The sequence below is a fragment of the Streptomyces sp. NRRL S-37 genome, assembly GCF_000721605.1.
Taxonomy (GTDB): Bacteria; Actinomycetota; Actinomycetes; order Streptomycetales; family Streptomycetaceae; genus Streptomyces.
Genome location: NZ_JOIZ01000011.1, coordinates 45,009 through 62,711 on the forward strand (window position 1 = coordinate 45,009; position 17,703 = coordinate 62,711).

Consider the following 17,703-nt stretch of genomic DNA (forward strand, 5'->3'; position numbering starts at 1 on the left):
TGGAGGACGGCGCGGATCACCGCCCCCGCGCCGGAGAGGTGACAGTCGTGATCGGGATCGCCGACATCGGGACCGCGGCCGAGCGGATCGCCGGGCACGTGGTGCGGACCCCGACCGTGCCGAGCCCCGGCCTGTCGGCACTGCTCGGGGCCCCGGTCACCACGAAGCTGGAGCTGTTGCAGCGCACCGGTTCGTTCAAGGTGCGGGGCGCGGCGGCGAAGCTGCTGTCGTTGAGCGGGGCCGAGCGGGCCGCCGGGGTCGTGGCGGTGAGCGGCGGCAACCACGGGATCGCCCTCGCGGTGATGGCCGCGGCCCTCGATGTGAAGGCCACGGTGGTGATGCCGCGTTCGGCGCCCCTGCGGGCCGTGGAGATCGCGGAGTCCGCGGGCGCCTCGGTGCGGCTGACCGACGACATGGACGGCGCGTTCGCGCTCATGACCCGGCTGCAGCAGGAGGGGCTGACCCTGGTCCACCCCTTCGACGACCCGGTGGTGATCGCGGGTCAGGGCACGGTGGGGCTGGAGTTCGCCGCGGACGCCGGTGACCTCACGGACGTCCTGGTGAGCATCGGGGGCGGCGGGCTGATCGCCGGGGTCGCGGCGGCGCTGCGCGCGCTGCGGCCCGGGGTGCGGGTCTGGGGCGTGGAGACCGAGGGCGCGCAGGCGATGTCCGAGGCGCTGGCGGCGGGCGGCCCGGTGCCGGTGAAGCTGACGTCGATCGTCTCCACGCTCAGCGCCCCGGCCGTCTCCCCGCTGACGTACGAACACGTCTCGGAGCTGGTCACCGAGGTGCTGGTGGTACCGGACCGGGAGGCGGTGCGGGGGTCGCTGGAGCTCGCGGACCACGCCAAGGTGTGGGCGGAGCCGGCCGCCGGCTGTCTGCTGCCGGCCGCGCGGCGGGTGCTGGAGCGGGCCGGCGAGGGGGCCCGGCTCGGTCTCGTGGTGTGCGGCGGCAACGCCACCACCGGCGACATGATCGCCTGGGCGGAGCACTTCGAACTTCGCTGAGCCTCCCGTTGAACGGACCCAGCCCGCTCCCCGTACTCCTGGGGACAGCGGGAGCCGGCGGTTCGACGAGGGATGGCCATGGGCAGGGCGCACGTCTCCACCGACCGGACGGTCGCCGAACGGTACCGGCTGGTCGAGATCACGCACCGGGAGACCAACTGCGTCCGCTGGTACGCCGACGATCTGCGGACCGGCCGCCCCTGTCTGCTCACCCGGATCGGGCTCCCGCGGGACGCGGCCGGCGCACACCGCGCGCCCGCCCGGGTGCTGCGGGCGGCACAGAGCGCGGCGCGCCTGTGCCCCGGCCGGATCGCCGGCGTCGTCGACACCGTCGAGGAGTCCGGTTTCCTGTGGACCGTCACCGCGTGGATCGACGGGACACCGCTCGACGAGGTCCTCGCCGAGGAGGGCGCGTTCGACCACGTACGGGCCGCGCGCGTCGCACTGGAGCTGCTCGACGTGCTGGACGCCGCGCACGCCGGGGGCGTCACGCACGGTGAGCTCAGCCCCGGCCAGGTGTTCCTGCGCGAGGGCGGGCCGGCCGTCGTCACCGGGTACGGCCTGGCCGGCGCGGCGCCGGCGCCCCGGCTCACGGCACCGTCGTACGCCTCCCCGGAGCAGGCCCGTGGCGAGCCGGCCGGGCGCGCCGCGGATCTGTGGGCGCTGGGCGCGCTCCTCCACACGATGCTGGAGGGGCGTCCGCCGTTCCGGGACCGCGGGCGGCCCGAGGCCACGCTGAAGGGCGTGGACCGGCTGCCGCCGCGCGCACCGGTCCGGGCGGGCCCGCTCACCCAGGTCGTCCAAGGGCTGCTGCGCAAGGATCCGCGGGAGCGGCCGGCCGGCCAGGTGGTCCGCGGGGCGCTCACCCGGGTGCTGCGGGAGGCGGCGCCGGGCCCCCGGCCGCACGGCCCGCGCACCGGCACCGTGCGGTACGCGGGCCGGGAGCGGGGCAGGCGGACGACGCTCCTCGGCACCGCGCTCGCCGTCGTCACGGTGACGGTCGCGGTGCTCGCCGCGGCGCGAGGGCTGCCGGGCGCCGGCACCGGCTCCGCCGACGCGCCGCCGCCCCGGGTGTCCGCGCCGGCCGGCCTGCCGGACGTGCCCGGGGACCCGTCGACGCCGGCCCCCTCCCCCTCCCCGCCGGACGGCGCGGGCGGCCTCCCGCCGGGCTACCGCGCCCACCACGCCCCGGAGGGCTTCTCCGTCGCGCTGCCGGAGGGCTGGGAGCGGCTGGACACCTCCCGCGGCGCCGACCGGGGCTACCGGGTCACCTTCGGCGCCGACGGGGACCCGCGTACGCTCGCCGTCACCTACAGCGAGCGGGTGGGGTCGGACGCGGTGGCCGTGTGGCGGGACGACGTGGAGCCGCGTCTGGAGCGGTCCGGCGCCGGCTACGAGCGGATCGGCGGGATCCGGGCGACGACGTACCAGGGGCGCGAGGCCGCCGACCTGGAGTGGTACGCCGCGGCCGGCGGCACCCGGGTGCGCACCTTCGGCCGCGGGTTCCTGCTGGGCGGCGGGCGCGGCTTCTCACTGCGCTGGACGACCCCGGCCGCCGCCTGGGAGGAACCCGCGAGCCGGGAGGCCCTGCGGACCTTCCTACGGACGTTCCGGCCCGCCGTGGACTGAGCCGCGCGGGGCGCGCAGCCTGCGCAGGGGCCACGCGTGCAGCGGCCGGGTGAGCCAGCGGGCGGTGAAGGTCCGGTCGGTGAGGGAGCAGGTGACCCGGAGGCGGTGCGGGGTCTCCAGGAACGCCAGGTCCACGGTGAGGGTGCCGTCGTCGTTCCAGCCGCCGCTCGCGGCGGCCGGGACGGGCTCCTCGGCGGTCGTCCATCCCTGCCCGGCGAGGAACCGCGCGTCGAACCGTTCGCCGTCCTCGGTGAGGGTCAGCGTCCAGCCGCCGCCGTCGTCCGCCGTGACCTCGGCCGCGGTCAGCTTCGGCTGGTCGTCGCAGCCCCCGCCCTGCGGGGTGAACGCGGCGCCGGACCAGTCGCCGGTCCTCTCGGGCGGTACGGGGCCGCCGTCGGCCGGGGGCAGGGCGAGCCGTTCCAGGCGCTCGCGCAGGGCGGTGTCCGCGGCCTCGCGGCCGGTCAGCGGTGCCGGGCGGAAGGCCGGCAGGAGGTGCCGCCAGACCAGGTCGAGGTACTCCTGCGTCCGCTCGGTCGCCGTGGTCACGGCGACCACCGCGTCGTGCTCGGGCAGGACGAGGCAGTACTGCCCGTAGGCCCCGTCGCCCCGGAACCCGTGCCGGGAGACCCAGAACTGGTATCCGTAGCCGCGGATCGAGTCCTGCCGGTCCCCCACCAGCGGGGTTCCGGCGGTCGGTATGTGCGGGTGCGCGGCGCGGGCGGCCCATCCCCCGGGCAGCAGCCGTTCGCCCCGCCACACCCCGTCGTCCAGGTAGAGCTGGCCGAGCCGGGCCACGGCGTCGGTGGCGGCGTGCAGTCCGCTGAAGCCGATCTCGCGGCCGGTGCGGTCCCGCTGCCACAGTGTCTCGCCGATGCCCAGCGGGTCGAACAGCCGGGGCCGCAGATACTCGGTGAGCGTCTGCCCGGTGACCCGCTGCACGATCGCGCCGAGGGTGTACGTGCAGGGCTGGTTGTAGGCGAAGACGGTGCCCGGGTCCCGCTGCGGCGGCTGGAGCAGGAAGCCGCGCACGGGTTCGACGGGGTCGGTGGCGTACGCGGCGTCGAGGGTCTCGTCCTCGTGGCCGCTGGCCATGGACGCCACGTGCCGGACCAGCATCGCCCGGCTGCGCGCGTCGGTGATGTCGGCCTCGAACTCCGGGAAGTACGACAGCACCGGGGCGTCGAAGTCGAGCAGCCCCTCGGCCTCGGCGAGGGCGGCGGCGGTCGCCGTGAAGCTCTTGCTGAGCGAGTACAGCAGGTGCGGGCGCCGCGCGGTGTACGGCGCCCACCAGCCGGCGGCCACGAGCCGGCCGTGGCGCAGGATCATCAGGCTGTGCGGTTCGATGTCCGGGTCGGCTTCGAGGGCGTCGAGGAAGGCGTGGACGCCGGAGGCGTCGACGCCCTGGGCGGCGGGCTCCGCGGTGGGGAGCGGGTGGGCTGTCATGGGAGGCATCCTGCCCGGGCCGCCGCGGGTGATCCATCGTTTTCCCCGCCCCGGGCCGGGGACCCGTGCGGCATGGTGCGAATCGGATACACGATGATGACCGAGCAGGCCGGGCCCCGTGAGCTGGTCGACCACGTGGTGCGGGCCGAGGAGGCCGGTTTCGACTTCTCGGTGACCTCGGACCACTACTTCCCCTGGCTGGCGTCGCAGGGTCACGCGCCGTACGCCTGGAGCGTGCTGGGCGCCGCCGCGCAGGCCACCTCGCGCATCCCGCTGATGACGTACGTGACGTGTCCGACGCTGCGCTACCACCCGGCGGTGGTGGCGCAGAAGGCGGCGACGGTGCAGCTGCTGTCCGAGGGCCGGTTCCGGCTGGGACTCGGCTCCGGCGAGAACCTCAACGAGCACGTGGTGGGCGGCGGCTGGCCGTCCGTGGACGTGCGGCACGAGATGCTCGAGGAGGCGGTGGAGATCATCCGCGCCCTGTTCGAGGGCGGCCACGTGAACCACCGGGGCACCCACTTCGACGTCGAGTCGGCCAAGCTGTGGGACCTGCCGGACGAGCCGCCGCCGATCGGTGTCGCGGTGTCCGGGAAGCGGTCCTGCGCCCTCGCGGGCCGGCTCGCCGACCTGGTGATCGCCACCGAGCCGAAGGCGGAACTGCTCGACGACTTCGACCGGCACGGCGGGCGGGGCAAGCCACGGGTGGGGCAGCTCCCGGTGTGCTACGACCCCGACCGGGACGCGGCCGTCGCACGCGCCCACGACCAGTTCCGCTGGTTCGGCAGCGGCTGGAAGGTCAACTCGGAGCTGCCGCACCCGGACTCCTTCGCGTCGGCGACGCAGTTCGTCCGGCCCGAGGACGTCGCCGGGTCGATCCCGTGCGGCAGCGACCCGGCGGACTTCGTCGAGGCCGTCCGCCCCTACGCCGAGGCGGGTTTCACCGAGATCGCCCTGGTGCAGATCGGCGGCGAGTCGCAGCCGGCGTACCTGGACTGGTCGGAGAAGACGCTGCTGCCGGCGCTGCGGGACGCCTTCGGCTGATCCTCCCGGCGGCCCGGCACGGCCGGCGATTCATCCGGAAGGCCGAGCATCTTGCGTGGATGCGGGGTACTAGAGGGCTCTACGTCGGTACTTCCCGGAGGCCCTTTCGTGAACTCGTTCGTGCACAAGACCCTGGTGGTGGAGCTCCAGGCGGGCGACACGGACCGCTTTCCCGTGCTCGCCCACCTGGGCTACGACCCGTCCGACCCGTTCGCCGTCACCGTCGTCTTCAGCCACGACGGCCGGGTCCTCGCCCGCTGGCAGCTGGACCGGGAGATGGTCGCCGAGGGTCTCACCCGCCCGGTCGGCATCGGGGACGTACGGCTGCGGCCGGAGTCCCGGGGTGTGGGGCGGGAGCTGCGGATGGAGTTCCTCGGCGAGGCCCACGCCGACGGCGGCCGGCACCACGCGGTGGTGTTCGCCTGGGCCGAGACCGTCGGCGCGTTCCTGCACGAGACCCGGCTGGTGGTGCCGCCGGGGCGCGAGGAGGTCCGCGTGGACGACTTCCTCGCGGACGTCCTCACCGGGAACTGAGCTCCCGGCCTCCGGTGTGGCGGTACCGGGCCCACATCGGCAGGCCGAACCAGCACAGCAGGTACCAGGCCACCACTCCGGCCACCAGGTACGGGACGAAGTCGTCGTGGGTGGCCACGCGCAGGATGAGCAGCAGGGAGCAGCTGGTGGTGGCCAGCAGCAGCAGGAGGCCGAGCAGGGTGAGCCGGGAGGCCCACCGCACGGCCTGCGCCTTGATGCGCCGTCCGGAGACGAGCCGGTGCAGGGAGACCGGGCCGATGAGGGCGCCGGTGGCGCAGGCGCCGAGCACCACCGTGATGAGGTAGATCGTCTGGTCCGTGTCGGACAGTCTGGCGTAGGTCGGGGTGAACACGACGGTCAGCAGGAATCCGAAGAGGATCTGTACCCCCATCTGGGCGACGCGGACCTCCTGGATGAGCTCCGTCCACATCCGGTCCGCTCTCTCGTCCTGCGTCTCGTTCCGTCCCCGGCGCCTGTCCTCGCCCTGGTCCTTGTCCGGCACAGTGCCTCCCCTTTCCGTGGGTCTCCCTACTCCCCATGCCCCGAAAGCCGCCGTTCTCCCGGGCCGGTCGCCGGTTTGGGGGCGCGGGGCACGGTTACACGGACGGCGATGACACCGAGGCCAGGAGGTCGTGGGACGCATGCCGGACACCCAGCTCACCGTGACGTTCAGCGGCGGGGACGCCGACGACGCCCGGACGGTCGTCCGGGTCCTGGAGGGCACGTTCGGGGACGCGGACCAGCGTCCCTCCGCGGAGAACGCGACGGTCCGCGTGGCGACGTTCACCGGGGAGGGGCCGGGAGCGGCGGCCGGGGCCGCGGACGCGGGGCCGCTGTCGGCACCGGTGACCGTCACCGTGCAGGGCACTCCGGAGGCGGTGCGGCGGGCGAGCGACACCCTCACGCGGTCCTTCACCGCGCGCGACGAGGGCAGCGCCTCCGGCGACCAGGAGCAGGAACGGCAGCTGCTCCTGGAGCCGTGACGTCCGTCGCCGCTACCAGCGGCCTTCCACCTGGTCCTTGATACGCCGGTCGTAGAGGTCCCGGATCGCCGTGAGCGTCGCCTCGGGCAGCTCCGGGAGCCGGGCGGCGGCCGCGTTGGCGCGGGCCTGCTCGGGCGAGCGGGCGCCGGGGATGACGGTGGTGACGCCGGGCTGCTGGATGATCCAGCGCAGGGCGAGCTGGGCCGGGGTGTATCCCTCGGGGGCGAGCGCGGCGAACTCGGCGGCGGCCTCGACGCCGGTGGCGTAGTCGACGCCGGAGAAGGTCTCGCCCTGGTCGAAGGCCTCGCCGTGCCGGTTGTAGGCGCGGTGGTCGTTCGCGGCGAAGACGGTGTCCTTGGTGTACTTGCCGGACAGCAGCCCGGAGGCGAGCGGGACCCGGGCGATGATGCCGACGCCCGCCTCGCGGGCGGCCGGGAGGACCTCGAGCAGCGGCTTCATGCGGAACGGGTTGAGGATGATCTGCACGCTCGCCACGTTCGGCCGGGCGATCGCGGTGAGCGCCTCCGCGCAGGTCTCCACGCTGACGCCGTAGGCGGCGATCCGCTCCTCCGCCACCAGGGTGTCGAGCGCGTCGAAGACCTCGTCGGTGGAGTAGACGGGGGTGGGCGGGCAGTGCAGCTGCACCAGGTCGATCCGGTCGACGCCGAGGTTGCGCCGGGAGCGGTCGTTCCAGGCGCGGAAGTTGTCCAGGACGTAGTTCTCCGGGATCTGGTCGACCCGGCGTCCCATCTTGGTGGCGACCAGGACGTGCAGGTCGGGCCGTCCGCCGAGGAACGACGCGATGGTCTGCTCGCTGCGTCCGTCGCCGTACACGTCGGCGGTGTCGAAGAAGGTGACGCCCGATTCGGCGGCGGCCTCCAGCACCGCGAGGGCTTCCTTGTCGTCGACGTCGCCCCAGTCCGCCCCGAGTTGCCATGTGCCGAGACCGATCACGGAGGCGTGCTGTCCCGACCTGTCGAATGTGCGCTCGTCCATGGAGGTCAGTCTGTCATCCGTCCCGGCCGGGCGCCGGGGCGGCTCCGCTTCCGCGCGGGCCCGGTCAGACGTTCTGGGCCGTCCGGCACTCGGGGTGGCCCCAGCCCTTGTCGTTCTTGGCGATGGGCTCGCCGGCCGCGTAGGACCGCCCGCACGGACAGCGGCCGGGGAACTTCGCCTTGATGGTGCGGGCCGAGGAGCCGCCGCGCTGCCGGGGCGTCTTCGCCCCGCCGGACCCGCGCCTGGCCGCACCGCCCGCAGGGCGGTCCGGGGCGGCCGGCGGCTCGGGCGAGCCCAGCTCGCTGCCGGCGTCCTCCTGGGCGGTGGCCGCCCGGCTGGCCGCGCGGTCGGCGAAGTCGTTGAGCCGGTCGCCGTCGACCTGGTGGGCGGGGACGTAGCGGAACTCGACCGAGCGGCCCTGGAGGAGTTCGTCGATGCGGACGACGAGTTCCTGGTTGGCGACCGGTTTGCCGGCCGCGGTGCGCCAGCCGTTGCGCTTCCAGCCGGGGAGCCAGGTGGTGACGGCCTTCATGGCGTACTGCGAGTCCATCCGGACCTCGAGCGGCACGGCGGGGTCGGTCGCCGCCAGCAGCCGCTCCAGCGCCGTGAGTTCGGCGATGTTGTTGGTGGCCCTGCCGAGCGCGCCCGCCTCCCAGCGGACCGGCTTCTCGGATGGGTCGGCGACCACCCAGGCCCAGCCGGCGGGCCCCGGGTTCCCCTTCGAAGCCCCGTCGCACGCGGCCACAACTCGTTCACGCATGCGCCCGATCATGCCATGTCCGGCCGGACCGGCCGGGCCCGCCCGGGGTGGTGACGCCGGCGGGCCGGGCCTCCTCACTCGCCCGCGTACGCCTTCTCCAGGGCGGCGATGTCGAGCTTGCCCATCGTCATCATGGCCTTCAGGGCGCGGTCCGCCTTCCGCCGGTCCGGGTCACTGATCATCTCGGTCAGCCGTACCGCGTTGACCTGCCAGGAGACGCCGAACCGGTCCTTGAGCCAGCCGCAGGGGCCGTGTTCGCCGCCGCCCTCGACGAGCTTCTCCCAGTAGTGGTCGATCTCCGCCTGGTCCGCGCAGTCGAGCTGGAAGGAGATCGCCTCGTTGAACGTGAACTCGGGCCCGCCGTTGAGCGCGACGAACTTCTGGCCGTTGGCCGTGAACTCGACGGTGAGCACGGAGTCCTCGTCGCCGGGGTTGCGGACGACGTCGCCGAGGCTCGAGTCCTTGAAGACCGAGACGTAGAAGTTCGCGGCCTCCTCGGCCCGGCCGTCGTACCAGAGGCAGGTGGTGAATCCGTCGGTGGTCATGAGTACCTCCCGGGCGTGGAACACGGTCGTGAGTGCTGACCCGGTCCCGCCCCGGAACTCATCGGTGCGGCCCGGACCGGTCCGGACGGCGGTACGGACGGCGGTACGGACGATCACTCTGCCCACGGCGAATCTGCCACGGGCAGAGATGTCCCCGCCGGACCGGCGGGCCGGTCGAGAGTGGAGGCACGCGGTCGTCCCGGCCGCGTTCCAGCGACCTTCAGGAGCGCCGATGTCTCCGTTCACCGCCGGCCCGTGGCCGGTCCCGCTGCCCCGGGCCGAGGAGGGCGACACCCCGCCGACCCGGTTCGACGACCATCTCGCCTCCCAGCTCCTCGCGCAGCGCATCGTGCTGCTCGGCACGCAGGTCGACGAGGTGTCCGCCAACCGCGTGTGCGCGCAGTTGCTGATCCTGTCCGCCGAGGACCCGCGCACCGACATCAGCCTGTACATCAACAGCCCCGGCGGCTCGGTCCACGCGGGCCTGGCCATCTACGACACGATGCGGCTGATCCCCAATGACGTCTCGACCCTGGCCATGGGTTTCGCGGCCAGCATGGGCCAGTTCCTGCTCTGCGTCGGCACGCCCGGCAAGCGCTACGCCCTGCCGAACGCGCGCGTCATGATGCACCAGCCGTCGGGCGGCATCGGGGGCACCACCGCCGACATCGAGATCCAGGCGGAGAGCCTGGAGTTCACCAAGCGGACCATCGAGCGGATCACCGCCGAGCACACCGGCCAGACCCCGGAGACCATCTCCCGGGACGGCGACCGGGACCGCTGGTTCACGGCCGAGCAGGCGAGGGAGTACGGGATGGTCGACCGGGTGGTGGAGTCGCTCGGCGACGTCCGTCCGGCCGCCGCCCGGCCCAGGATGGGGCTGCGGTGATGGGGTCGTACACGATTCCGAACGTCGTCGAGCGCACCCCGCAGGGCGAGCGGTCCTACGACGTGTTCAGCCGGCTGCTGGCCGAGCGGATCATCTTCCTGGGGACGGAGATCGACGACGGGGTCGCCAACGTCGTCATCGCGCAGCTCCTCCATCTGGAGTCGTCGGCCCCGGAGAGCGAGATCGCGATCTACATCAACTCCCCCGGCGGCTCGTTCACCTCGCTGATGGCGATCTACGACACGATGACGTTCGTCCAGGCGCCGATCTCGACGTTCTGCGTCGGGCAGGCGGCGTCCACGGCGGCCGTGCTGCTGGCCGGCGGGGACCCGGGGCGGCGGTTCGTGCTGGAGCACGCGCGGGTGCTGCTGGGGCAGCCGGCCTCGGGCGGGACGCGCGGCACGGCGTCCGACCTGGCGCTGCGGGCCAAGGAGATGGTGCGGATCCGTTCCCAGGTGGAGGAGGTGCTGTCCCGGCACACGCACCACGACGTGGCGACCTTGCGGGCCGACATGGACCGCGACAAGGTGTTCACCGCTGAGGAGGCCGTGGCGTACGGCCTGGCCGACGAGGTGCTGGCCCGGCGCCTCGTGAGGGTGTGAGGCGCCGGGCGCGGGTCAGGCGGCCAGGCAGAGTCCGTTGTGCGCGGAGCCGGACGTCGCCCGCGTCGTCGTGGCGGCGGCCCGCCGGCCGGTGACGCGGACCAGTTCCCCGTGGGCCCGGGTCAGCAGGTCGCCGAGGCCGAGGCCGAGTGCCTGGGCGGCGGCCGCGAGGACCTCCGAGGAGGCCTCCTTGCGGCCCCGCTCCACCTCCGAGAGGTAGGGCATGGAGATCCGGGCCGCGTCGGCGACGTCCTTCAGCGTCCGTTCCTGGGCGAGCCGCTCGCTGCGGAGCACGTCCCCGACGAGGTCGCGCAGCAGCGGTTCCCTGGGCGCGAGGGCCGCCGGGTCCGGCGGCGGTCCGGGGCGCAGGGGAATGACGCGGGCACGGTCCGGCGCGGGGCCGGTCATCTCTTGACTGGTCACCTCCTCAGCCTAGGAATTCCGGCCCCGAGGGGAAGGGAGCGGCGTTCCGCCCTGAGTGAAGGCGCCCGGGGACGCGGCCCGGGGCGCCGTACGGGCCGCGCCCCCGTACCATCGGACGTACGAGTGGCGACCGGTGCGCACCGCGGTTCCGATTCTCCCGGAACTCGGTGGGCATGGGTCCGCGCGGCCTGGGTACCCGCAGGTCTCAGGCACATGTCAGCCGTGACGTCCGTGGGGAGAGGCAATGAGGACCGCCGTGATCCGGTCGCAGGCGCGGGTAGCCGAGCAGCACACCGAAGCCGTGACGGGTGACGGGGGTCCGCGGGACGTGGTGGATCCGCGTGCCGTCGCCCCGCGTGACGCCAGGGAGCTGTCCCGCCAGTTCTTCCGTCGTCTGGCGGAGCTGGAGGAGGGCACGCACGAGTACCAGTACGCGCGCAACACCCTCATCGAGATGAACATGTCCCTGGTCCGGTTCGCGGCCGGGCGGTTCCGCGGCCGCGGCGACGACATGGACGACATCGTGCAGACCGGCATGATCGGTCTGATCAAGGCCATCGACCGGTTCGAGCTGTCCCGCGAGGTCGAGTTCACGTCCTTCGCGCTGCCGTACATCGTCGGTGAGATCAAGCGGTTCTTCCGTGACACCACGTGGGCCGTGCACGTGCCGCGCCGGCTCCAGGAGCTGCGGGTCGAGCTGGCGAAGGCCCGCGAGGAGCTCGCCAGCCGGCTGGACCGGGAGCCCACGGTCGCCGAGCTGGCCACGCTGATGAACATCACCGAGCAGCAGGTCGTCGAGGGGCAGATCGCCGCGAACGGGTACAACTCGTCGTCGCTGGACGCCGCCCTCACCGGGGACGGCCCGGAGAACGGCGAGGCCGTGCTGGCCGACTTCATCGGCGTCGAGGAGGAAGGGCTGCGCCTCGTCGAGGACTTCCACTCGCTCGCTCCGCTGATGGCCGAGCTCAGCGAACGCGACCGGGAGATCCTCCACATGCGGTTCGTGGAGGAGGCCACCCAGGCGGAGATCGGTGAGCGTCTCGGCTGCTCGCAGATGCACGTGTCCCGCCTGATCAAGCGGATCATCGCCCGGCTGCGCGAGGGCATGCTGGGCGAGCTCGGCTGCGCCTGACCGGTCAGGCGGCGGCGTCGCCGGTCAGGCGGCGCCGAGATCCAGTACCGCGCGTACCCGTTTGCCGACCGGCACGCGTTCGACGGTGACGTCCCGCGCCAGCGCGCGGACGATCTCCAGACCGTGCCGGCCGACGCGCTCGGGGTTGCGCGGGAAGACCCGGGGCAGGCTGGCGCTGCTGTCGTAGACGGCCACCGTGAGCACGGTGTCGGTGCCCTCCAGCTCCAGGATGTACGGGCCGTTGCTGTGCCGGTCCGCGTTGGTGACCAGTTCGCTCACCACCAGCAGCACCGCGCCGTCGGCCCGTTCGCCGATCGTGGCGCACCATTCGGTCCGCAACTGCTGGAGGAAGTGCGCGGCGAACCTCCGCGCCTCGGCGATGCACCCCGGCTCGCCGGTGAAGTGCGCCGTCCGCCGCAGCGGTTCCACGGGCACGTCGAAACCAGTCGGTATCACTGCCCCGTCCAGGTGGTAGGTCATGCTCGTTTCTCTCCGCGAAGCCGGTCCGGCCGGACGAATCTGCACCAGTCCTGGTACCCCGGCTCGCGCGGTGCAGTCCACCTGATCGGTGTTCGCCTCCGCGGGGCGGGGAACCCGGGTTCCGCCGGGTGCGGCGGAAGGGGCGCCATGAACGGACTGACGGCGGTACGGAGCCTGACGACGCTGCCCGTGGTGACCCTGGGCGGCGATGCCGTGGCGCATGTCAAGGACACGGTCTTCGACCCGGCGGCCGGGCGGATCGCGAGTTTCACCCTCACCGGCCGGACCCTGATGTCGGGCCCGCTGTCGCGGGACCTGCCCTGGCCGGCGGTGCACTGCCTGGGCCGTCACGCGGTGATGGTCCGCGACGAGGGGGCGCTGTGCGATCTGCCCCTGTCGGTGGCGCGCCGTGACGCCCTGCGCGGGCGGCTGCTCGGGGCGCAGGTGCTGACCGACGACGGCGATCTGGTGGGCACGGTGCTCGACGTGCTGGTCGAGGGCGGTACCAGCGGCCGGCTCGTCGCGTTCCGGCTCGCCGCGCACCGGGAGCTGGTGCACGGCTCCCGGCACCGCCGGCACCAGGTGTACGTGCCGCGGGGCGAGGCCCTGAGCGTCTCCGGCCGGACGCTGGTGATCCCGGCGCACGCGACGGCGTACGTCACCGACGACCTGCCGGCCTTCGTCGCCCGGGCCGGCGCCCGGCACGGCCGCGGGAGGGGCGTGGTCCGATGATGCTGTTCTCGCGGGTGCGCGGGCTGCCCGTCCTGACGCCGGGCGACGCGGACCGGGTCGGGGTGGTCCGCGCGCTGACGGTCGACGCGGCGTCCGGGGAGGTCACCCATGTCCGGATACAGCGCGGGCGGCTGCGCAGGGAGGCCGTGGTGGCCTGGGCCGCCCTGGGCGCGGCCGGCCCGGACATGCTGATCGCGCGCCCGTCCGGCCGGCCGGACGAGGTCCCGCCCCACCGTGACCTGGTGGGGAGCAGGGTGCTCACCGAGTGCGGGGAGGAACGCGGCACCGTGCTCGACGCGGCGTTCGATCCGGCCACCGCCCGTATCGAGGCGGTCCTGACGACCCTCGGCGAGCTGCCGGCCGACCGTCTGCTGGGCCTCGGCGACCACGCCCTGGTGATCCGGACGGGCCACGGGCATCCCGGTTAGGGTCTCCCGGCGGGCGGGGCGGGCCGGGTCTGCTTAGCGTGCAGAGGTGAGCTCACGCATCCCTTCCGGCCGTCCGGCCGCCCGCCACGGCTGGGCGCAGGCCCTCGTCACGGTGCTCGGGGCGATGGCCGCCATGGGCGCGGTGGCCGCGCTGGGACTGTGGGCGGCCGGTGCCACGGACCTGCCGGGCGGCTCCTTCCCCCAGGTGGTCGCGGCGACCGTGGTCACAGCCGTCGGCGGGGCGGTGGAGCTCTCCGGGGACGCCGGCGAGCTGGCCGGCGCGGAGGGCGGTCTGACGGTCGTCCCGCTGTCCGTCACCCTCACCGGGGCGCTGGTCGTCGGCCGGTGCTTCCTGCGCCCGCTGCGGCACCGGGCGGTCGCCGGGGCGCCCGGGCTGGCCGGGTGGGCGGCGCGGATCGCCGTGCTGTGGCTGCTCGCGGTCCTCGGTCTCGCGCTCGCCGCGCGGCACACGTACGAACTCTCCCTCGGGGACGGTCCGCTCGGTGACCTGGGCGAGCTGTTCGGGATCAGACCGGTGGTGGGGTTCTCCACCGACGTGCCGCCGACCGTCCTCATCGGCCTGCTCTGGCTGGCGGGGGTGCTGCTGGTGGCGCTGATGGTGTCCCGCGGCGCCCCGCTGCCGGCCGGGCTGCTGCGCCTGCAGACGTCGGTGCGTCCGGCGGCGTACGCGATGGTGCTGCTGTTACTGGCCGCCGTCGGCATCGGCCTCGTCGTCGCGCTGGTCGTCGCCGCCACCCGGGGCCGTCCGGCCGAGACGTTCGCCGTGATCCTGCTGGGGCTGCCCAACGTGGTCTGGCCGGCGCTGACGATCGGGTTCGGTGCCACCTGGGACGGCAGGGTGGAGGGGCCCTTCGGGCTGCCCATGCCGCACGTGCTCGACGAGGTGCTGCGCACACCGGACGTCTCCACCCTGAACCTGGGCACGCTCACCGAACACGACGGCGGGAAGTGGTGGTGGCTGCTGGTGGTGACGGCGGTGCTGCTCCTGGCCGCCGCGTTCCTGACGGCGGCCCGCTCCCCGGCCGGGGTGCCGGCCTGGCGGCACGCCGTGCGCATGGCGGTGGCGCTGGCGCTGACCGTGCTGATGATCTGCCTCATGGCCCGGATCTCCGCGCGGTTCGGCCTGTCCGTACTCGGCATCGGCGGTCTGGGCGAGGGCTTCTCCGGTCAGGTGCTGCTGAGACCACGGCTGCGGAGCACCCTGGGCCTGGCCCTGCTGTGGGGCCTGGTCGCGGGTTTCGCGGGGGCGCTGGCGGCACGAGGGGCACGCCGGAGGAACAGGGCCGGCCGCTGACCGGGTACGCACCCGTCGCCCGCGGCCGGGGCGTGGAGCCGTACGGCCTCCCCGTCGACGATCCCGGCGCACGGGCCTCGGGTGCGCGCGGAGGGTCTCCCGCCGGGACCACCGGCCGGACCGGCCACGGCGGCCCGGTAGCGGACCGGGGCCTGCTCGGCCCGCGTCGGCGGCGGGCCGGCGGTGCGGGCCGTGGGAGCGCCGGCGACGGGGCCCCGGGACACGAGGACCGGGCGGCGGCCGCCGATCCACGCCGGCCGGCCGTCGGAGCACCGCACGTGCCCCCGGCCGCCGCGCCGCTCCGGCGGCCGAACCTGCGGCAGCGGGCCGAGGGACACGGCGGGCCGGCCGGGGCCGGTGGTCTCCCAAGCGGACAGGCCCGTGCGCGGGACGGAGCCGTCGTCGCGGGCGCCTACCCCCGCATCACGGCCGGTTCGTGACGCCGCAGCAGACGGGAGACCAGCAGGCCGAGGGCGAGCGACAGGGCGAGCAGCATGCCGACGGCGAGCAGCCACCCGTCCGCCGTGTGCGCGAAGAGCGGATCACTGCTCAGGTCGCCGGGCGAGAGCGAGGGCAGCCCGATGGTGGCGGCCATCGCGGCGAACCCCCAGCGGGCGGGGATCAGCCAGGCCAGCTGCTCCAGCACGAGCACGCCGTCGAGCGGCAGCAGGGCGCCGCAGAAGACGACCTGGACGATGGCGAGCAGCACCAGCAGCGGCATCGTCACCTCCTCCTTGCGGACCACCGCGGAGATCAGCAGGCCGAGCATCATCGCGGTGAAGGCGAGCAGCGCGACGGCGACCGTGATCTCGACAAGGGGCGGCATCAGCACGCCTTCACCGCCGGGTGCGTTCAGGTCCACGCCGAGCAGTGCGACGAGGGTCAGCACCACGGCCTGGAGCACGGTGACCGTGCCGAGCACGACCACCTTGGACATCAGGTACGCCGATCTGGAGAGGCCCACCGCCCGCTCCCGCTGGTAGATCACCCGCTCCTTGACGAGTTCGCGCACCGCGTTGGCCGCGCCGGTGAGGACCGCGCCGACGCACAGGATGAGCAGGGTGTTCATGGCGGACCTGCGCGTCAGCTCACTGCCCGCGAGGGCCCGCGCCATGGCGCCCATCACGAACGGCAGCGCGATCATGACGGCGAGGAAGGTGCGGTCCGCGGCGAGCGCGGCGGTGTAGCGGCGGACCAGGGTGCGGAGCTGGGCACCCCAGCCGCGCGGCCGGGGCGGGGGCCCCATGACGACCGGCTCCTCGCGGGGCCGCTCGGGCTGGGCGGCGGCCTCGACGACGTACCGCCGGTGGAAGGGCGAGTCGCGGTACTGTCCCGCCCAGTCCCGGTCCCGCTGCTGTTCGAACGCCTCGAAGGCCTCCGGCCAGTGCTCGAAGCCGAAGAAGGCGAGGGCGTCACCGGGGGGACCGTAGTAGGCGGTCCTGCCGCCGGGGGCGAGGACGAGGAGGCGGTCGCAGACGTCCAGGCTGAGCACGCTGTGGGTGACGACGACGACGGTCCGGCCGTCGTCGGCGAGGCCGCGCAGCATGCGCATCACCGAGCGGTCCATGCCGGGGTCGAGGCCGGAGGTCGGCTCGTCGAGGAAGAGCAGCGACGGCTTGGTCAGCAGTTCCAGTGCGACGCTGACCCGTTTGCGCTGTCCGCCGGAGAGGCTGTGCACATGCTGGCGGGCCCGCTCCCCGAGGCCGAGTTCGCGGATCACCTCGCCGACCCGGGCCCGTCGTTCGGCCTGGGCGGTGTCCTGCGGGAAGCGCAGTTCGGCGGCGTAGGACAGGGCGGCGTGGACGGTCAGCTGGGTGTGCAGGATGTCGTCCTGCGGGACGAGGCCGATGCGCTGGCGCAGCTCGGGGTAGTCGTGGTAGAGGTCGCGGCCGTCGTAGAGGACGGTGCCGTGGTCGGCGGGGCGCTGGCCGGTGAGCGCGTTCATCAGGGTGGACTTGCCGGCGCCGCTCGGGCCGACGACCGCGAGCAGGCACTTCTCCCCCACCGGGAAGGAGACGTGGTCGAGGAGGCGCTTGGCGCCCCGGTCGACGGCGACGGTGAGGTCCTGGACGTCGAGGGAGACCTCGCCGGTGTCGACGTACTCCTGGAGTTCGTCGCCGATCAGGCAGAAGTCGGAGTGGCCGATGCCGACGATGTCGCCGGGGCAGATGTCGGCCCGGTCGACCGGCACGCCGTTGAGGTAGGTGCCGGTGTGGCTGCCGAGGTCGACGATCTCGTACGAGCCGTCGGCGTGGACGTGCAGTTCGGCGTGGCGCCGGGAGACGATCAGGTCGTCGACGACCAGGTCGTTGCCGGGGTCCCGGCCGATGCGGACGGTGCGGGTGGGCAGCGGCCGTACGGCGGCCGGCTGCCGGAAGGTGTGGGTGAGGGCGGGATGGGAGACCGCCTGCGGCCGGTCGCGCGCGGGGGCGGCGAGGACGGCGCGGGGGCCGTCGTCGGGACTGCCGAAGTGGATGACGTAGCCGGGGCCGACCTCCCGGGTACGGATGCGCTGGCCGTTGGCATAGGTGCCGTTGGTGCTGTGCTCGTCCTCGACGGTCCAGTGGCCGCCCTCGGGGTGGAGCACCGCATGGTGCCAGGAGACCCGGGCGTCGTCGAGGACGATGTCACTCGACGGGTCGCGTCCCACGTGGTAGTCGCGGACCGGACTCATCACGGTGGAGCCCGTCTCGGTCTCCAGGACGAGCTCCGGGGCGACCAGTCGCTCCGCCATGTCTGGATTCTACCCATTGGTCCGTTC

19 protein-coding genes are annotated in these 17,703 nt (G+C 73.9%); 11 read left to right on the forward strand and 8 right to left on the reverse strand.

Annotation, left to right across the window (positions count from 1 at the left end; genetic code table 11):
- Positions 1-47: 47 nt before the first annotated feature.
- Positions 48-1,007, forward strand: a complete 960-nt coding sequence (locus tag IH50_RS0117695) for a threonine/serine dehydratase (protein ID WP_030862588.1) — start codon at positions 48-50, stop codon at positions 1,005-1,007.
- 78 nt (positions 1,008-1,085) lie between these two features.
- Complete coding sequence (locus IH50_RS0117700; protein WP_199822101.1) at positions 1,086-2,636, forward strand: serine/threonine-protein kinase; 1,551 nt, start codon at positions 1,086-1,088, stop codon at positions 2,634-2,636.
- On the opposite strand, the gene IH50_RS0117705 is transcribed toward IH50_RS0117700, so the two are convergent.
- A complete protein-coding gene (locus IH50_RS0117705; protein WP_030862594.1) occupies positions 2,607-4,079 on the reverse strand; it encodes a serine hydrolase domain-containing protein in 1,473 nt (490 codons plus the stop codon). The genes IH50_RS0117700 and IH50_RS0117705 overlap by 30 nt on opposite strands.
- A gap of 72 nt (positions 4,080-4,151) precedes the next feature.
- Between IH50_RS0117705 and IH50_RS0117710 the strand changes: the two genes are divergently transcribed.
- A complete protein-coding gene (locus tag IH50_RS0117710) occupies positions 4,152-5,123 on the forward strand; it encodes an LLM class F420-dependent oxidoreductase (protein ID WP_030862597.1) in 972 nt (323 codons plus the stop codon).
- Between the two features lie 108 nt (positions 5,124-5,231).
- Entirely contained in the window at positions 5,232-5,657 is a 426-nt protein-coding gene (locus IH50_RS0117715) for an SsgA family sporulation/cell division regulator (protein ID WP_030862598.1), read from the forward strand.
- Here the strand turns inward: IH50_RS0117715 and IH50_RS0117720 are convergent.
- Positions 5,644-6,159, reverse strand: a complete 516-nt coding sequence (locus IH50_RS0117720; RefSeq protein WP_030862603.1) for a DUF6328 family protein — start codon at positions 6,157-6,159, stop codon at positions 5,644-5,646. The two genes, IH50_RS0117715 and IH50_RS0117720, sit on opposite strands and share 14 nt — an antisense overlap.
- 139 nt (positions 6,160-6,298) lie before the next feature.
- Between IH50_RS0117720 and IH50_RS0117725 the strand changes: the two genes are divergently transcribed.
- Positions 6,299-6,640 carry a hypothetical protein gene (locus tag IH50_RS0117725; RefSeq protein ID WP_030862605.1) on the forward strand — a complete coding sequence of 114 codons (342 nt, stop codon included), beginning with the start codon at positions 6,299-6,301 and terminating at the stop codon, positions 6,638-6,640.
- 12 nt (positions 6,641-6,652) lie between these two features.
- Here IH50_RS0117725 and IH50_RS0117730 read toward each other — a convergent pair whose 3' ends face one another.
- The 3 genes from IH50_RS0117730 to IH50_RS0117740 all read right to left on the reverse strand — a co-directional run bounded on the left by IH50_RS0117730 (position 6,653) and on the right by IH50_RS0117740 (position 8,941).
- Complete coding sequence (locus IH50_RS0117730) at positions 6,653-7,636, reverse strand: aldo/keto reductase (protein WP_030862609.1); 984 nt, start codon at positions 7,634-7,636, stop codon at positions 6,653-6,655.
- Between the two features lie 64 nt (positions 7,637-7,700).
- Positions 7,701-8,396, reverse strand: a complete 696-nt coding sequence (locus IH50_RS0117735; RefSeq protein ID WP_030862612.1) for a ribonuclease H family protein — start codon at positions 8,394-8,396, stop codon at positions 7,701-7,703.
- A 74-nt stretch (positions 8,397-8,470) separates the two neighbouring features.
- Positions 8,471-8,941 (reverse strand): VOC family protein, encoded by a 471-nt coding sequence (locus tag IH50_RS0117740; RefSeq protein ID WP_030862616.1) that lies wholly within the window; start codon positions 8,939-8,941, stop codon positions 8,471-8,473.
- Positions 8,942-9,173: 232 nt separating this feature from the next.
- Between IH50_RS0117740 and IH50_RS0117745 the strand changes: the two genes are divergently transcribed.
- Together IH50_RS0117745 and IH50_RS0117750 are read left to right on the forward strand one after the other, a co-directional pair.
- Complete coding sequence (locus IH50_RS0117745; protein ID WP_030862619.1) at positions 9,174-9,830, forward strand: ATP-dependent Clp protease proteolytic subunit; 657 nt, start codon at positions 9,174-9,176, stop codon at positions 9,828-9,830.
- A complete protein-coding gene (locus IH50_RS0117750) occupies positions 9,830-10,432 on the forward strand; it encodes a ClpP family protease (protein ID WP_030862622.1) in 603 nt (200 codons plus the stop codon). Before IH50_RS0117745 ends, IH50_RS0117750 begins: the two co-directional genes overlap by 1 nt.
- A 15-nt stretch (positions 10,433-10,447) precedes the next feature.
- Here the strand turns inward: IH50_RS0117750 and IH50_RS0117755 are convergent, their stop codons facing one another.
- Entirely contained in the window at positions 10,448-10,840 is a 393-nt protein-coding gene (locus IH50_RS0117755) for a helix-turn-helix domain-containing protein (RefSeq protein ID WP_030862625.1), read from the reverse strand.
- Between the two features lie 259 nt (positions 10,841-11,099).
- Here IH50_RS0117755 and IH50_RS0117760 point away from each other — a divergent pair, with 259 nt between their 5' ends.
- A complete protein-coding gene (locus IH50_RS0117760) occupies positions 11,100-11,987 on the forward strand; it encodes an RNA polymerase sigma factor SigF (protein WP_030862628.1) in 888 nt (295 codons plus the stop codon).
- A 24-nt stretch (positions 11,988-12,011) separates the two neighbouring features.
- On the opposite strand, the gene IH50_RS0117765 is transcribed toward IH50_RS0117760, so the two are convergent.
- Positions 12,012-12,467 carry an ATP-binding protein gene (locus tag IH50_RS0117765; protein ID WP_030862631.1) on the reverse strand — a complete coding sequence of 152 codons (456 nt, stop codon included), beginning with the start codon at positions 12,465-12,467 and terminating at the stop codon, positions 12,012-12,014.
- Positions 12,468-12,614: 147 nt separating this feature from the next.
- Between IH50_RS0117765 and IH50_RS0117770 the strand changes: the two genes are divergently transcribed.
- The 3 genes from IH50_RS0117770 to IH50_RS0117780 are packed head-to-tail and all read left to right on the forward strand — an operon-like array spanning position 12,615 to position 14,942.
- Positions 12,615-13,199: a PRC-barrel domain-containing protein gene (locus IH50_RS0117770; RefSeq protein ID WP_030862633.1), complete on the forward strand. Its 585-nt coding sequence runs from the start codon at positions 12,615-12,617 to the stop codon at positions 13,197-13,199.
- Complete coding sequence (locus IH50_RS0117775; protein WP_030862636.1) at positions 13,196-13,627, forward strand: PRC-barrel domain-containing protein; 432 nt, start codon at positions 13,196-13,198, stop codon at positions 13,625-13,627. The genes IH50_RS0117770 and IH50_RS0117775 overlap by 4 nt, the downstream gene beginning before the upstream one ends.
- Before the next feature lie 46 nt (positions 13,628-13,673).
- Positions 13,674-14,942 carry a streptophobe family protein gene (locus IH50_RS0117780; protein ID WP_030862639.1) on the forward strand — a complete coding sequence of 423 codons (1,269 nt, stop codon included), beginning with the start codon at positions 13,674-13,676 and terminating at the stop codon, positions 14,940-14,942.
- A gap of 412 nt (positions 14,943-15,354) precedes the next feature.
- On the opposite strand, the gene IH50_RS0117790 is transcribed toward IH50_RS0117780, so the two are convergent.
- Complete coding sequence (locus IH50_RS0117790) at positions 15,355-17,676, reverse strand: FHA domain-containing protein (protein ID WP_030862643.1); 2,322 nt, start codon at positions 17,674-17,676, stop codon at positions 15,355-15,357.
- Positions 17,677-17,703: the final 27 nt, after the last annotated feature.

What these genes read in the sequence shown, in the direction of transcription:
- IH50_RS0117700 (WP_199822101.1), top strand. Translation starts at nt 1,086, where the DNA reads ATGGGCAGGGCGCACGTCTCCACCGACCGGACGGTCGCCGAACGGTAC.
- IH50_RS0117705 (WP_030862594.1), bottom strand. Translation starts at nt 4,079, where the DNA reads ATGACAGCCCACCCGCTCCCCACCGCGGAGCCCGCCGCCCAGGGCGTC.
- IH50_RS0117710 (WP_030862597.1), top strand. Translation starts at nt 4,152, where the DNA reads ATGGTGCGAATCGGATACACGATGATGACCGAGCAGGCCGGGCCCCGT.
- IH50_RS0117725 (WP_030862605.1), top strand. Translation starts at nt 6,299, where the DNA reads ATGCCGGACACCCAGCTCACCGTGACGTTCAGCGGCGGGGACGCCGAC.
- IH50_RS0117730 (WP_030862609.1), bottom strand. Translation starts at nt 7,636, where the DNA reads ATGGACGAGCGCACATTCGACAGGTCGGGACAGCACGCCTCCGTGATC.
- IH50_RS0117735 (WP_030862612.1), bottom strand. Translation starts at nt 8,396, where the DNA reads ATGCGTGAACGAGTTGTGGCCGCGTGCGACGGGGCTTCGAAGGGGAAC.
- IH50_RS0117740 (WP_030862616.1), bottom strand. Translation starts at nt 8,941, where the DNA reads ATGACCACCGACGGATTCACCACCTGCCTCTGGTACGACGGCCGGGCC.
- IH50_RS0117745 (WP_030862619.1), top strand. Translation starts at nt 9,174, where the DNA reads ATGTCTCCGTTCACCGCCGGCCCGTGGCCGGTCCCGCTGCCCCGGGCC.
- IH50_RS0117750 (WP_030862622.1), top strand. Translation starts at nt 9,830, where the DNA reads ATGGGGTCGTACACGATTCCGAACGTCGTCGAGCGCACCCCGCAGGGC.
- IH50_RS0117755 (WP_030862625.1), bottom strand. Translation starts at nt 10,840, where the DNA reads ATGACCGGCCCCGCGCCGGACCGTGCCCGCGTCATTCCCCTGCGCCCC.
- IH50_RS0117760 (WP_030862628.1), top strand. Translation starts at nt 11,100, where the DNA reads ATGAGGACCGCCGTGATCCGGTCGCAGGCGCGGGTAGCCGAGCAGCAC.
- IH50_RS0117765 (WP_030862631.1), bottom strand. Translation starts at nt 12,467, where the DNA reads ATGACCTACCACCTGGACGGGGCAGTGATACCGACTGGTTTCGACGTG.
- IH50_RS0117770 (WP_030862633.1), top strand. Translation starts at nt 12,615, where the DNA reads ATGAACGGACTGACGGCGGTACGGAGCCTGACGACGCTGCCCGTGGTG.
- IH50_RS0117775 (WP_030862636.1), top strand. Translation starts at nt 13,196, where the DNA reads ATGATGCTGTTCTCGCGGGTGCGCGGGCTGCCCGTCCTGACGCCGGGC.
- IH50_RS0117790 (WP_030862643.1), bottom strand. Translation starts at nt 17,676, where the DNA reads ATGGCGGAGCGACTGGTCGCCCCGGAGCTCGTCCTGGAGACCGAGACG.